This is a genomic window from Rhodococcus sp. MurmanLake-1, assembly GCF_056945715.1.
On the sequence record NZ_JBWZNF010000015.1, the window covers coordinates 57981 to 72007 of the forward strand.

Below are 14027 nucleotides of genomic sequence, written 5' to 3' on the forward strand. Positions count from 1 at the left end.
TCGAATGGAATCCGCAAGGTCGACCATCTCGTCAACTACTCCGTAACCAGTGCTGATACGAGTTGCGAACCCGTGGAGCATCAAACCCTCGCCGAAAGGACTGAACGCCGACTACTAGAACGAACTCATCGACAATGGCCCAGCCCCAGGTACCGAGGTGTCGTTGGCCACCGCGCAATGGTTGCACGCAACCGAGGACCCCGAACGGCCACTAGGACGATCTCACCCGACCGCGCTGAGCAACCCACCAGGTCAGCTGCGCACCCTCAATCCGGCAGAGGCACTCACAATGTGAGCCGTCCGGAATCACATTGTGAGCCCTCCCGCCATGCCGGGGATGAATCTACCGAGGTTCGTCTGAGACCTCATCTCGCTTACCCCGTCGAGGCTGCCACCTCATCCAGCCCAGCTTGTCGTCTCACACGACACCTCCGCCATGGTGTTGTGTCCACTGGTTGGGCCTGGCCCATACACGGCCGTTGACTGGAGCGAAGGTTTGCCTCGGCATCCATCTGGTGCTCGGCGTCGCCGTTCCGAGTCGACATCCGAGCTCCCCAGGGACGGAAGCGCCTCCACAACCCGTCACGAGACGACATCCCCCGCAATGTTCAGCGTCCGTGAGCGCGTCCTGAAATGCCCCTCGAATATTTATGATGGAGAAAGGTCCAAAGGTCTGCTTCGACGGCATCCCGAAATTTGGAACACGTTGAATCCCACATCATTTACCTCCACCTGTGCTGGTATGCATGTTCGAGTGCACACCTGCACAGGCAGACTTCACAGCAAACCATTGGTTGGCCGAGAACTGCACCAGGTGGCGCCACGACATGAATCCATCGCTCCCTCGGCAGGCAGATGCGGTGGAACTAGTAGGCCATCGTGGGTGAGACGCAGAGTTCACGAAGCTCGCTGCCAGCGCCGTCCCATCGTTCGTAATAGCCGATGGTTGTTTCGCTGTAACCGAGCAGTTGGCGGAGCGCGACCGACGCTCCCTGCATGACCTTAGGCTCAACGATAACTGGAAAATTGATCATCGGCCGGTGCCATGGCATGCAGTAGCCGAGGTTGAGGGAAGCTCGTTCACGGTCGGTCGAAATGTTCGCCCCTGCACCATGTAAAAGCTTGTCCGTGTAGATGATCAGTGACCCGAGCGGCGCAATGGCAGGAATGGATTCGTAGTGCGTAGCGCCCGTGATGTCGACGTCTGCGAGATGGCTACCAGGCACAATTCTGGTCGCCCCGTTCTCTTCCTCGAACTCGTCCAATGTCCAGATGAACCGAGCCTGGAATGGGGCCGGCTGGTGGCGGATTCCGGTGCTGGCATCGGTGTGAATGGCTTGCTGACCGCTACCGGGGCGGGTGACATTTGCATCGTAACTGTGCACCAGATAGCTCTCATTGCCCACCGTGGGGCCAAGAATGTACTTAGTCAGTTCCAGCACGACTGGATGCTCCAAAATATCGCGGAACAACGGGTGCCTGTTCGGGAGACGATTGAGGCGACGGTTCTTCTTGTCCGGGTCGAACGCTCCGCCGCTGATCGCTGCTTCGTCTATTGCGGTTTCGCGGACAATTTCGTCAGCCAGGATCTGCCGCATCTGACGAATCTGATCGAGTGGGATTGCACCGGTGAGAATGGCGTATCCGGCACGATCGAGGTCCGCTTTCGCCTGATCGACGCTGTCCGTCGGCGTGGGCAATGGTCCGGCAAAGTCGAGGGGGACGAAGGTCGGCTTCGAACTGCTGCTGTCCGTATTTGTGTGAATTGTGGTGTCTGTGGCCATTGTTTCCGTCCTTGGTCGGTGGTGTGGGGCTCGTCGAGGGTAAGTCGCGGATGGATTAGAACTCGTGAAGTACGTTGCGGAGGGTGTCACCCTTGTACTGATCGCGCACCGCGCCAGCCCTTTGCAAAGCCGGGATCAGCTCGTCAGTCAGTGTTCCCAGATGCGAGGCTAGGCCAGCCCCTTCGATGAGGAATCCGTCGCCGCCGACCTCGTTCATCGCGTCGACCATCTGCTCGGCGATTACCTCCGGGGCGCCGGAGAGATCGAGTCCGCTCGTGTTGTTCCCGAAGTCGAGGGCTTGGCGAAGGGTCTTACCCTCGAGTCCCTGGCCCTTGATGTAATCCATCGCGCTCGTGTGGCCGCCGGCTTCCATGCTCTGGTCGACTGGGCCGTCGAGATCGTACTTCGAGAAATCGACGTCCATCGCGGTAGCCGCCATGACGATCGAGTACTCGAATGCAGCGTCGCTGTGAGCCCTGGGCTTCACTGCTGGACCGGTGAAGTGAACAGGTGTCAGGTAAACGATCTTGCAATCGTCGGGGTTGCGGCCATAACCCACCATTCGTGCCCGCACATCATCCCGGAACGCCTTCATTTCTTCGACACCGTCAGCAGCCAGCCCCACGATTACTTCCGCATACTTGGCTGCAAAGGCACGACCACGAGAAGACGCACCGGCCTGGCAAATAACAGGCTTGACCTGCGGTGAACGCACAGTATTCAAAGGTCCCCGAGATTTGTGGAACTTGCCCTCGAAATCGACTGTGTGGACCTTGTTGTGGTCGACGTACACGCCCGTTTCCGGGTCAGCAACCAACGCCCCCTCCTCCCATGACTCCCAGAGCTTGTTTGCCAACTCCAGATATTCGTCAGCGGCCTCGTATCGAGTTGCGTGTGGCGGCAATGCATCCAATCCGAAGTTGAGAGCCATATTCTTCTCACTCGACGTGACAACATTCCAGCCCACACGCCCGCGACTCAGCGAGTCCAGCGTGGAGAACAGCCGCGCCAGGAGGAACGGCGGATAAGCCGTTGTCGATGCAGTACCGATCACACCGATATGCTCGGTAGCTTGGGCCATCAACGCCATCAACGGCATCGGGTCATGCTTCGGCGAATACACCGCGTGCTTCAAGTCCATTTCCATCGAACTGCCGTACGTTTCAGCGATAGTCAGGGTGTCCTCGAAGAGAATAAAGTCGAACTTGGCCGCTTCGAGCCGACGAGCAAGTTCAATATGGTACGAGCCATCGGACCAGTCTGCGCCGATTGTCTTGTTCTCTTCGGAATCCAACCCCCACGCGGGTGCTCCGAACTTGGTGAAGTAGCCGAGGTGAAACTTACTGTTGGACATGGGTACAACTTTCAGATAGTGGCTGGTTCTATACTGTGGAATGCGAAGCCAATGTGGCGGTCGAGCTCATTCTTCGAAGAGCGCCGGCAACGGATCCGACAATGCGCCCGCGTGGCCCATGCCGTATAACGCGTCGTATCCCATGACCCTCAACAAGTCGGTGGGCAGAGTGCGGGCGATCTTTTGCGGACAAGCCAGGTATTGATTTTCTTCCTGCCGCATCCAAGACACGATGTACGGCAGCGAGAGCGCCCGGCGGATCTCATCGGTTGTGGTGTTGGCACCGCCACCGTGAACGAGCTTGCCCGAGAAAATCAAAAGAGAACCCTTGCTCATCTCGACGGGCACCGTGTCGGCCTGGGTGTAACTCTGCTCTTCGAACTGCTTCTTGTGACTGCCGGGCACGATGCGCGTCCCACCGTTTGCCTCGGTGATGTCGGTGACAGCCCAGATATTGTTGCAGTAGATCTTGAAGTCGGGCGTATACGGATATTCGCCGGCAACCATATCGTCGATGTGCAGCATCTGCGCGGTCTGGCCTGGTTCGATCGAGATCATTTCGGTCGATCCCAGTTGAATTCCGTGGGACGCCGACAGAAAACTCCGACCCACACCCAGAACCAGCGGATTCATGACGAGCTCACGGGCTGTAGGCGAATGCGCCATCAATCGACCCGTACGCCTGGTCTTGGTTCCACTGAAGTACTCATCGCCGTGCACTGACGAATCGATGTGCGGCTGCATCTCCTGCACGATTCGATCCATTGTGTCGCCGGAGACCAGCTCGTCGATGATGACGTATCCGTGTTCGTCCAAGACTGCAACGACTTCCTCGACCGTTGCAGTATTTGGGAGCCTCTGCAACGAAGCGGATGTAGTCAGGTGACCCGATTGGGGCAGTTCATGGTCTTCGTGAAGGGTTGCAGACATGACGAGTTGAGCCTCCTGTAGTCGAGCATGTGACATAAGTGGGCGCCAAACAGTCTGATGCAGTTGGTGTTCCGAAAATACTGACCAACACTGCCCAATGGCGTCAGGGCCATATTCTGCGCCGAAATGTTGTTCATCCAGAGACGGACGATCGTCCGAGTCTCTGCTTTGGAGCCTATGCCCCAACCTCGCACCCAGCAAGACAAACGAACCGATGTTACAAAAACGAAACAACCGGTGAAATTTGGCTGAACCGGCGACGCGCGTGCACCCTCGGCGGCCAAATCACGCGCCTGCCCTGCCGACGTAAGGCACTGCCTTGCAGAATGTTCGCGATTGGCCGGTCGCGGCGCTCCTCGCCGAAGCGCCAGTTAGAAGACGACCGTTCGCCGATCGTTGACGTCCCTACGACCCCGTCGTATCGTTGCATTCGGAAGCCGGGTGGATGTTCGCGTCTTCGACGGGCGAAACCGTCACACATGTTGCGCCACAGCAGCTTTCTGTTTCCAAGACGTTGGAGCACGGCGTCGAAGACATCCAATTAATCGGAAGACGCTTGCTTGCCCGCCGTGGTCGCGGAATACCTCACCTAGTTCGTTTGGTCCCGTGTACCCACGGCAAACACGATCGCCGGAATCCGGTGAGACCGCATTTCTGCTCAACCTTCTCTTCGTGCTTCTTCGAAACAAGCACCGTGCAGTTGGTCCCGCGAATGCTCCGGGCGACGCCGCACTCCTGATTCGGTCAGGTAAGGGTCGACCATGAAACAAGGTCTAAAGTCAGACCGTCGGCGCGGATGCCGGAGGCGGCGTTCATTACGCAGGACATCCTGCCAGCCCCTTTGTGTCGTACGGCAGGCACGCCAATGCTAATTCATACGATTCAAGAAACCGGCAGGCCAAATCCTTGGGGCAGTACCCGACGTGAGTGCGATTTCAGGTGCATCCATGTGTCCCCACGACGCGCCCTCGGCAGTAAACCTCATCCACCTGGCCTGTACGCGTCCCCGAACTTGGCGGCAGCGTATCTACGCATCGAAGCCTTTAGTACCTGATCAAGATACCCTCGATCTATCCGCCGACGCTCGGACCAGCGCGCCCGTTGCCGTTTCGACGCGAGGCAGGACCTGACACGGATCGGTTCCCCATGTAGCGCTCGCTCAAGGCAAACACCTTGAAGATTTATCGGATTCCAGTGGGATGCGTTCGTGCATCCCACTGGCCGGAGACCATCAGGGGGCGTTTCCTGATTGTTTACAGCGTCGATTTCAAAGTTTTCGAGCACCCGTGTCAAGCGCCTGCGAGATCTGATCTGTCTGGGCTTGGCCCTCGAGCAGTTGGCGAACCAACCACAGCCGCAGCACCTTTGCCACCGATGCGGCCAGGAAGAGCGCAGCACCGACCACTGTCAGGGCGAGGAAAACCACGGTGAGAATCTGGTACGACACCAGATCCCGTAGGTCCGAGAGCGTCAGCGAAGAGATGTAGACGACGAAGGCGCCGACCACACCGACGACCATGAGCACCAGGCCTGCGATGCGCGTCGCCGCGTCGCCGCCTGCCTGCTTCTTGTCCAGCTTCAACTCTGCGATGTTCTTCTTGAATTCCTCACGGCGATCTTCGGCGAGAGTAGTCATCGTCATCCTCCTAGATAACTGGTAGAAAGTTCGTTTTCGATGTCGAGGGGATCGCCGGTCTTCACGACGCGTCCCTGCAACATCAGTGCGGCCGAGGTCGCGATGGGCAGCACCGCTCGTGCGAACTGCTCGGCAACCAGAATGGAAATGCCTTCGGCTGCAAGCGAGCCGACGACGTCGTACATCTGCGAGACGATTCGAGGTGCGAGACCCATCGACAGCTCGTCGAGCAGGAGCACCGTCGGGTGAGTGCCGAGTGCCCGAGACAGCGCCAGCATCTGCTGCTCGCCACCGGACATCGATCCCGCCAACTGACCACGCCGCTCCCCCAGGATCGGGAACCTGCCGTACGCAACCTCTTCGAGTTCGGCCAAGCCGACGCCCGTTCCGGTCGCGATCCACAGATTTTCCCGCACAGTGAGGTTGGCGAAGATCCCGCGTCCCTCGGGGATGGAGCAGACCCCCAGCCGAGCCAACTCCGAAGGCTCGACGCCGTTCACGACCTGGCCCGCGAGCCGGAACTCGCCGCGGGTGACCGGAAGGACCCCCGAGCAGATCTTGAGCGTCGACGTCTTGCCACCACCGTTGGGTCCGAGTAGCGCCACCACGGCGCCGGGTTCGAGAACCAGATCGACCCCGTGCAGAACCTCGATGGATCCGTAACCGGCACGGACACCGGAGAGTTCGAGCAGCGGTTCGGGGCGGTCGGCGCCGCGTAATCCCTCGTCGATTTTCACCGCGCCAATTTTCGCCTCGCCAATTTTCGCTGAAGTCATACCGCCTCCTCCTCGGTCCCGATGTAGGCCGCGATCACTTCCGGATCCGTCCGGATCTTCTCCGGATCACCCGAGGCGAGGACTGCGCCGTAGTCGAGCACGTGAATGGTCGAGCACACCTTCATCACCAGCGGAATGTCGTGCTCCACCAGACAGATTCCAAGTCCACCCGTCGCTAGCTCGGTGAGCATCTCGGCAAAGACCTCGGTTTCCTGCTCAGTCTGGCCCGAGGCCGGTTCGTCGAGCAGCAGCACTCGCGGGTCGGTCATGAGCGCCCGTGCAACTTCGACAACGCGGGCGCGTCCGGTGGGGATGTCCGCGACGTCCTTGTCCGCGACATCCGTCAGCCCGGTCAGCTCCAGCAGACGATCCGTCTCGCTGTCCACGTCGATCTTGTTGCGGCCGTTCGCCTTGTGGATGTCTCCGGCGACACGCAGGTTGTCACGTACCGACAGCGAGACGAACAGTTCGAGCCGCTGGAAGGTACGTGCAAGCCCGCGACCTGCCCGCTTGTGCGGCGGTAGCTTCGTCACGTCGACGCCGCCGAGAAACACCTGACCTGACGTGGGTTTCTGCAGCCCGGTGATGGTGTTGAAGAGCGTCGTCTTGCCCGCACCATTCGGTCCGATCAGTCCCGTCACGGTTCCGGGTTGCACGGTGAGCGAAACGTCCTTGACCGCGACGTGCCCACCGAAACGAACGCTCACACCGCGTGTTTCGAGAAGAGGTGTGTCAGACATGGGCGGTCAACTCCTTCGGCGAGCCGCCCTGGTACTGAGGAATCCCCAGTTCGCGGTCGATCTCGTCACGGATCTCGGGGCTGTACGGGACGTCGATCCCGACGTCTTCGGGAACGACTGTCGCCTTGGCAGCCAATTCTTCCGGAGTGAGAACCGCACGGGGCATCACCATCTCACCGATCACCGGCAGCATGAACACCACCGCGATCGTGATGGACGCGAACCACCAGTTGCCCAAAACGCCGGTCAGAGCAAGGACGTAGGTCAGCAGAACGACCGCGGCGCCGCCGATCAGAACCGGCTTGGCATCGGCGAGCCGTCGGTAGCCCTCGATCACGCTGTGCACGGTGCCACTGGGGTTCGCGCCGACACCGATACCGATCAGCGCCGGGCTCACCGCGGCGATGTTGCCCAGCAGCAGCCACATTCCCTCCAACTCCGGTTGCGCCGAAGCCAGATTGGTGAACGAGACCATGATGACGGCAAAACCGATTCCGGCCATGAGCCCACCGAACAGTGCGCCGGTGACGTATCCGATGCCCGCGACGACGGTCAGCATGAGCAGCGAGAGGCTGACCATGATGGCAAAGCTCTCACCCGAGACCGAACCCATCGCGCTCGACATCAGAATGCCGCCGAGACCGGCGATCCCCGAAGAGATCATGAAGACGCTCAGCTTGAGCCGAACCAGGCTCTGGCCGAGCATGGCCGAACCGGCCGGGCTGTCCTTCATCGCAGCGAGTCGGCGCCCGTAGCCGCTGTTACGCAACGCGATGACGCCGACGCCGAGTACCGAGAACAGCGCGGTCACGGTCATCAGGAACACCGTCTCGTTGCTCAGATCGAGCGGGCCGATCTTCAGCGGCGGGAGAGCGATGTTGCCGTCTTTGAACAGCGAATACTTCATGCCGAACATCTCGTGTTCGGTGGTGTCACGAAGGACCATGTTGGAGAGGAACACTCCGAAGGCCATGGTTGCAAGCGCAAGATACAGCCCTCTGAGCCGCAGCGCCGGCAGGGCGACGAGGCCGCCGATGACTGCGGTGACCAGGACTCCGACGACGATGCCCCACAGGTTGAGGTGCGCAGCCAACCCGGAACCGGAGATCCCGAAGTGAAAGGCCACGATGGTGGCGATAGCACCGAAAGACACCGGCGCCAAGTTCAATTCACCCGCGTAGCCGGTGAGGAGTGTGAGCGAGAGCGCGATTATCGCGAACGTCATTCCGATGGTCAGTGTCGTGACGGCGGACGTCACCATCAGCAGACGGATCAGGTACACGATGACGATCAGCGCCACGCCCCAGACGACGGCCTTGCGCACGCTCGGCACGTGGTAGCGCTCACGGGTACGAGTGACCGCACCGCGAAGCCGGTCCTGAGGTAGGACGATGAGTACGACGAACAGCGCGATCATCGGCAGGGAGACACGGAAGTTCGACGTCCAACTCCAACTGGTCGGGAAGTACGCCAACACGTACGTACCGGCAAGGCCGAGAACCACGGCGCCGACAAACGTGCGCGGAATGCTGCGCAACCGGCCGAACATGGCCGCGGCAAACGCGTCGATCACCAAGAGCGTCAACATGTTCGCCTCGAGTGTGCCGCCGCTGATCGGGGTGATCAGGATGCCGGCGAGCACTGCGAGCGTCGAACCCATCGCCCAGGACAGTGCCGCGAGACGCTCCGGGTTGTGGCCGTTGAGGCGCAGTAGTTCCGGATCGTCGACGACGCCGCGCATCGCAACACCGGCGCGGGTGCGTGTGAAAAGAACCCGCAGGCCGACTGCGATTGCGATCGCAACGAGGATGCAGATCAACTCGTGGTAGCGGATGCTCGCTCCGAACACCGTGATCTTGGACTGGTCGCCGAAGAACATCTGCATCGTTCGGGCGGTCTCGGGATGCCAGAACCAGTGCGAAATCGAGAGCATCCCGAGCAGGATCGAGACCGTCACAACGATTTTGGTGACCTCGGCAGTATCGCGCAGGCCCTTCATGATCAGGACGTAGAGCCCGAGACCCATCAATGGACCGACGAGGACCAGTGAAATCAGCAAGGCGACGACGGTGGGAAGTTCCCAGCCGTAGCGCAACTGCCAGTAGATGAACGCACCGAGCATTGCCTGTGCACCGTGTGCGAAGTTGAAGATGCCTGACGTGTTGTACGTGAGCACCAACCCGGAGGCGGCGATCGCGTACACCGACCCCAGGACCAGGCCCAGGATCGTGAAAGTGACAAAAGTGTTCATGGCTGAACCCTCGTTAGGGACTCGGGCGGCGGTTGGCGCGCGCCGCCCGAGTCGGAAGAATCAGGACTGCGGCTTGATGACGTTGGCGTTCTGGTACTTCGTCGACACGCGGTCAGCGCCGAGTTCGGTTCCCCAGGTGCTCTTGTCGGTCGCGACGAGGTACTTGGGGTCGCACTTGAATTCGCCCGCGGTGGACGGGAACGCCTGCGAGTAGGTCCCTCCGGTCAGACCGACAATCAGCCCGCACGAGGCCGGCATGTTCTTGCCGGGATCGGTGACGGCATGCAATCCGCCGCCGTCCCACTCGTGAATGTTCGAGAGTTCGTTCACCATGCACTGACGCGTCAGATCGCTGCCGCACTCGTCCGCGGCGGCCGCCCACAGCAGGAACGACGACGCCGCCTGCATCCCGAGGAGCGCCGTCTTGCCACCCTGCTCGGAGACCAGATCCACGTACTTCTTCACTGCGGGCACCTTGTCCGCGTTCTCGAGCATCTGGAAGATCGAGCCCGCGTTGAGGTTGTCGAGCAGTCCGGTGTCCTTGTTCCAGGTCGCGACTCCGGAGTCGTACCACGTGGCTTCACCGGCGAAGACGGGATCAATGCCGACCTGACCCAGCGATTTGATGAAATTCAGTTCGGCGGGCACCGGCGAACGCGACGTCCAGATACCCTTCGCCCCGCACTCCTTGAACTTCTCGGCAAACGGGAGATAACTCGCCTCGCCCTCGTAGTTCAGCGTGACGCCGCAATCCTTCAGACTGAAACCGGCCGCCTCGGCCATCTCCCGCGACTTCGCAGACGCGGTAATGGTGGCTGGAATGGTGCTGTTAAGGATATCGAAGTCACTAACTGCGTCCGGATGTAGCTCCGCCAATTGGAACCAAGCCGCGGCATTGGCGTAATCAGCCGGGAACGGAACTCCCTGGAACGTCATGGGTCCGTTCGCGGCGTCCGGCGAGACGGTGAAGCCTGGCACTGACACCAGGTTGCAGGCGACACGCGTCTGCTCGGCGGTCTGATCCATCGCGAAGCCGTACCCGACCATCATGAACTGACTCCCGCACGCTTCCTGCATGACCGAGTTGGCCTGCATTAAAGCGGCGTCGTAGTCGGTACCGACGACCTTGCGGCCGTTGATGCCGCCCTGATCGTTGCACCAAGAGATGAGCGCGTTGACGGCATCGCTCATTTCCTTGTTCAGCCCCGGTGACTTCACGTACCCGCGGTCGTCACCGAACCCGATCTTGATCTCGGTGTCGCTGACGCCTTGATCGGTTGCGCCGGTGGCGTCGCCTTCGCCACACGGCGAATCGAGGGTGCCGAACTTCGCATCGGAGGTGCTCGACGCAAGGTCGGCGCCGACGCCGGATCCGCCGACAGCGACGGCGTAGGGATCGTCACCACGATTCGATGCGCAGGCTGACGCCAGAACGGCGGTCGCGGCGAGTGCCACGATCAGCTTCGTGGACTTGTTGGGCTTCACAGTTGGTCGCTCTCCTCGTTGTCCGACTCGGATCCAGTTTTACCGGGGCGCCAAGTCAGCTTGGGTCTGCAGTCCGGCGAGCGTATTCAAGTGCGCGCGTCCGAATTTGCGATCCTCCCGCCCATCGGGAAGAAAAGTGAGTGGCATCACATGCTCGGCAGAGTGTTGTCCAATCGCGTCGTCGCTCATACCCTGTGCACCGAGGCGATGACTTGCAACGGCGCCCGGAAATCCTCACCTTCTACACTCACCGCTCTCGCGTTTCCGCATACCGCTGGCTCACGTTCTGTGTCGACCGCCTGTCGACCGCCTAGCGCAAGCAGTCCTCGGACTACCGATAGCAAAACAGCCTTACCTTGCGGCGAAGCGCGTGAGTCTCTCCCACCCGGAGTGCCCCCACACTCTTCGGTGGTATGCAGCCGAGCGTCTATCCGAGAGGTCAATTTGCTGGATTCGGTCACTTTTACTAACAATCCGAGCGCCAAATAATAGTCACTCTGAATCGCTTGTGAGCGTTTGTAGTGGCCACCCCGGGCCAGTTGCTACAAACACTGACGTGCAATTCACGGTTCGGGAATCTCGTTCTCGTATCCGAAACGCTCCGCCATGATTTCAGCACTGATTCAGGCCGTTTCGGCGCCGCGGACAGCGATTAGGATACCTGGCAGGTGAGACTTGAGGCGAGTAAAACTGACTTCGACGATACAAACGATTTTGTTCCCACAGTGGCAGTAATTTGGAGTAACCTCCGCTTACTTCGATCTGCTAAGCGTGCGAACACGTCGAAATCGTCGACAAGCAGTTCCCGAGTGACCTGCGCATCGCCCTGGCGCACCGGAGGAACATCTGGCACCGACGCGCGGGTATCGACTCCATCGCGCCCACAGGCGACGCGTTGCACCCCTCGCTGCCTACAGTAATCGACGGAGATTACCGGTGGTGAAGCGTCATTCGCCTATCACGTACTGGCGCGCAACAACAGGATTCGGATCCGCTGCCTGAAGGTTATCCTCAGGCCTTCAAAGGAATTCGCGGTAGACTCGTGTCACCAACAGAGATTGGTGGGTAACCATACGTCCTGCTACCCGAAACTCTCTGTCGACGCCACTGCGAGCGCACTCGTGTCGCAATCTGGCGCGATCATCTTGATCCGCACCGCCGAAAATCCGGCCTGACCAAACTCGTCGGGACCCTACAAACCTGGGAGCTACGACACCGTCGTCGGGCCCGTTGCGAGGACCGAATTCGCACATCCAAGGATGCGGTCTGAAGAACCCAACTTCACATGGTTTGGCGCAGAATCAAATCTGGCTGGGGATCGTTACGCTCGCCTCTGAACTGACAGCCTTCATGCAAATGCTAACCCTGAACAGCAGCGTTGCATCCAGAAAGAGCCGAAACGACCTGGCCGAAGGTCGTTTTCGATCGCCGGTCGTACCCCGTCATGCCCGGAAGACGCACCTGCGGCTATCGGTGCGGGCACAGGTCCGGTTTTATCACCCCGGCATCCTCCAGGCCGGAGGCAATGCCGGCACCCACCTGACCCAGCGAATTCCGTTGGCACGAGCGGAAAGAATATGAATCCAGAAAGTGGAATCCGAGAAGGTGATGAAAGGCGTTCTCTCCATTCACCGAATGCGGCAAGGCAGTGTGTTAGTGCGCCAGCGGTGTCACTCCCCCGGCTCGAAGCATCAGACTGGTACTGGCTTCACCCCCGGTGCGGTGCGCATTCATCAAATTCACGAGCTGCTCGTTGTCGCCCACTGACAATGCTGCGATCATTTCGTCGTGCTCGCGCACCACTCGCGCACGCCCTTCGGGATCGTACAGATATACGGCATGGTAAGGCATGGCAAGCGTCCACAATCGACGTAGCTCCGAAACGATCAACTGCAGCGACGACCGGTCGAACATCGAGAAATGAAACTCCCGATTTCGCATCCGCATCATCAGGTAATCCTCCGAATCGGCGGCTGCAGCAATCTCGACGGCCAGATCTTTGACTTCCGCCAGAGCCGCGTCGTCAAAAACCGGTAACGACAGCAGCACTTCCTTCTCGAGCGCAGCTCGCATGAGGTAGATCTGGTCGAACTCCGACTTTTCCAACCGGGCTACTGCGTACCCGACATTGTGTACGTGCCGAACAAGGCCCTCCGACGTAAGTTGCCGCAGTCCCTCCCGAATGGGCAGTCGGCTGACACCCAGGCGCTCCGCCATGGTTTCCTGCCGAATCTGCTGTCCTGGGAGCAATTCCCCGCTGATGATCATTCGCTCGATCTCCGCAACGACTCGAGACGCTGCCTGCTCCGAGACCGATCGCCCCTGAACTTCCACTCGTCCGGTCAAAGTTGACACTGTCTCGGGCTGGCGCGCTTTCGATCTGCGGGACACGAATTTCTCCTCTAGCAAAGTCTTCTTGGCAGTTCCGAAACTCCACGTGGCAATCGGCGTCAATCTCGGATACACCATTGTTGCATCACCCGCGTCTGCTGCCTTGCCTCTCAGCTACATCTCGTCGCCGCCAGGTCTAAAACTCGTAGAGGTTGTTGACCGTTGGAGTTCCGACGAGCGGGAGATTCCATTCACCACGAGCACTCAAACGCTGAGCAAAACTTAAACTCGCAGTGCTACACATGCCGATAAGGTCAGTGGCAGGTCGCCACCACGTGCCGTTACTACGGCATCAGGCGCCACACCCGTACCGTGCGCACGTCTGCTTCGTGATCTCCATCCTGCCCGAGTACGTGATCGAGCCTGCGACGTCGCCTGCGTCGACCGCCAATTCCAGCACTTCGAGGACCAGTTCGGTGTGCATGTGATCCGGCACCACCCACCCCAAATCCTTCCTCGAATGCTGATTCTGAATCACTCCCAGATTATGGTCACATCCACTGCAGGCCAGAAGTGAATTAATCAATTAGTTGGCGTCGAAGTGGCAGTTCGTCTGCGCCCTCGTTCCGGGCCGTACGGTTCCGGACCGGGCAGCGCGAACATCCTTGCTCCACCGACGGGTCACGAACCCCATGCACTCCGTGACCGCGCTACGCTGAGCACACCCAGGCGATGCGGCA

Annotated in this window: 10 protein-coding genes and 1 pseudogene; 1 reads left to right on the forward strand and 10 read right to left on the reverse strand. The window is 59.9% G+C overall.

The genetic code is table 11. The features are described from left to right. Nucleotides 1-866: 866 nt before the first annotated feature. From AC2ETI_RS28245 to AC2ETI_RS28280, 8 genes are all read right to left on the reverse strand, one after another. Complete coding sequence (locus AC2ETI_RS28245; protein ID WP_030003108.1) at nucleotides 867-1784, reverse strand: phytanoyl-CoA dioxygenase family protein; 918 nt, start codon at nucleotides 1782-1784, stop codon at nucleotides 867-869. 55 nt (nucleotides 1785-1839) lie between these two features. Continuing rightward, on the reverse strand, nucleotides 1840-3138 hold the full coding sequence (locus AC2ETI_RS28250) for an NtaA/DmoA family FMN-dependent monooxygenase (RefSeq protein WP_030003109.1): 1299 nt from the start codon (nucleotides 3136-3138) through the stop codon (nucleotides 1840-1842). A 66-nt stretch (nucleotides 3139-3204) separates the two neighbouring features. Continuing rightward, nucleotides 3205-4068 (reverse strand): phytanoyl-CoA dioxygenase family protein, encoded by an 864-nt coding sequence (locus tag AC2ETI_RS28255; RefSeq protein WP_051636671.1) that lies wholly within the window; start codon nucleotides 4066-4068, stop codon nucleotides 3205-3207. Between the two features lie 1267 nt (nucleotides 4069-5335). Continuing rightward, entirely contained in the window at nucleotides 5336-5704 is a 369-nt protein-coding gene (locus tag AC2ETI_RS28260; protein ID WP_037121664.1) for a hypothetical protein, read from the reverse strand. 2 nt (nucleotides 5705-5706) lie between these two features. Next, the gene (locus AC2ETI_RS28265) at nucleotides 5707-6480 is read right to left on the reverse strand and encodes an ABC transporter ATP-binding protein (protein WP_483634703.1); all 774 of its coding nucleotides are present in this window, start codon (nucleotides 6478-6480) and stop codon (nucleotides 5707-5709) included. Next, nucleotides 6477-7220, reverse strand: a complete 744-nt coding sequence (locus AC2ETI_RS28270; protein WP_030003113.1) for an ABC transporter ATP-binding protein — start codon at nucleotides 7218-7220, stop codon at nucleotides 6477-6479. Before AC2ETI_RS28270 ends, AC2ETI_RS28265 begins: the two co-directional genes overlap by 4 nt. Then, complete coding sequence (locus tag AC2ETI_RS28275) at nucleotides 7213-9471, reverse strand: ABC transporter permease (RefSeq protein WP_030003114.1); 2259 nt, start codon at nucleotides 9469-9471, stop codon at nucleotides 7213-7215. The genes AC2ETI_RS28270 and AC2ETI_RS28275 overlap by 8 nt, the downstream gene beginning before the upstream one ends. Nucleotides 9472-9531: 60 nt before the next feature. After that, on the reverse strand, nucleotides 9532-10956 hold the full coding sequence (locus tag AC2ETI_RS28280; protein WP_030003115.1) for an ABC transporter substrate-binding protein: 1425 nt from the start codon (nucleotides 10954-10956) through the stop codon (nucleotides 9532-9534). 1180 nt (nucleotides 10957-12136) lie between these two features. On the opposite strand from AC2ETI_RS28280, the pseudogene AC2ETI_RS28285 reads away from it, so the two are divergent. After that, a pseudogene (locus tag AC2ETI_RS28285) lies at nucleotides 12137-12499 on the forward strand (transposase); the annotation flags it as partial. 110 nt (nucleotides 12500-12609) lie between these two features. Here the strand turns inward: AC2ETI_RS28285 and AC2ETI_RS28290 are convergent. Both AC2ETI_RS28290 and AC2ETI_RS28295 read right to left on the reverse strand, forming a co-directional pair. Next, on the reverse strand, nucleotides 12610-13290 hold the full coding sequence (locus AC2ETI_RS28290) for a GntR family transcriptional regulator (protein ID WP_030003116.1): 681 nt from the start codon (nucleotides 13288-13290) through the stop codon (nucleotides 12610-12612). A gap of 349 nt (nucleotides 13291-13639) precedes the next feature. Further along, entirely contained in the window at nucleotides 13640-13825 is a 186-nt protein-coding gene (locus AC2ETI_RS28295) for a hypothetical protein (protein WP_144440164.1), read from the reverse strand. Nucleotides 13826-14027: the final 202 nt, after the last annotated feature.

Excerpts from the sequence above, each read along its gene's own strand:
- AC2ETI_RS28255 (WP_051636671.1), bottom strand. The coding sequence starts at position 4,068 with ATGTCTGCAACCCTTCACGAAGACCATGAACTGCCCCAATCGGGTCAC.
- AC2ETI_RS28250 (WP_030003109.1), bottom strand. The coding sequence starts at position 3,138 with ATGTCCAACAGTAAGTTTCACCTCGGCTACTTCACCAAGTTCGGAGCA.
- AC2ETI_RS28265 (WP_483634703.1), bottom strand. The coding sequence starts at position 6,480 with ATGACTTCAGCGAAAATTGGCGAGGCGAAAATTGGCGCGGTGAAAATC.
- AC2ETI_RS28275 (WP_030003114.1), bottom strand. The coding sequence starts at position 9,471 with ATGAACACTTTTGTCACTTTCACGATCCTGGGCCTGGTCCTGGGGTCG.
- AC2ETI_RS28270 (WP_030003113.1), bottom strand. The coding sequence starts at position 7,220 with ATGTCTGACACACCTCTTCTCGAAACACGCGGTGTGAGCGTTCGTTTC.
- AC2ETI_RS28245 (WP_030003108.1), bottom strand. The coding sequence starts at position 1,784 with ATGGCCACAGACACCACAATTCACACAAATACGGACAGCAGCAGTTCG.
- AC2ETI_RS28260 (WP_037121664.1), bottom strand. The coding sequence starts at position 5,704 with ATGACTACTCTCGCCGAAGATCGCCGTGAGGAATTCAAGAAGAACATC.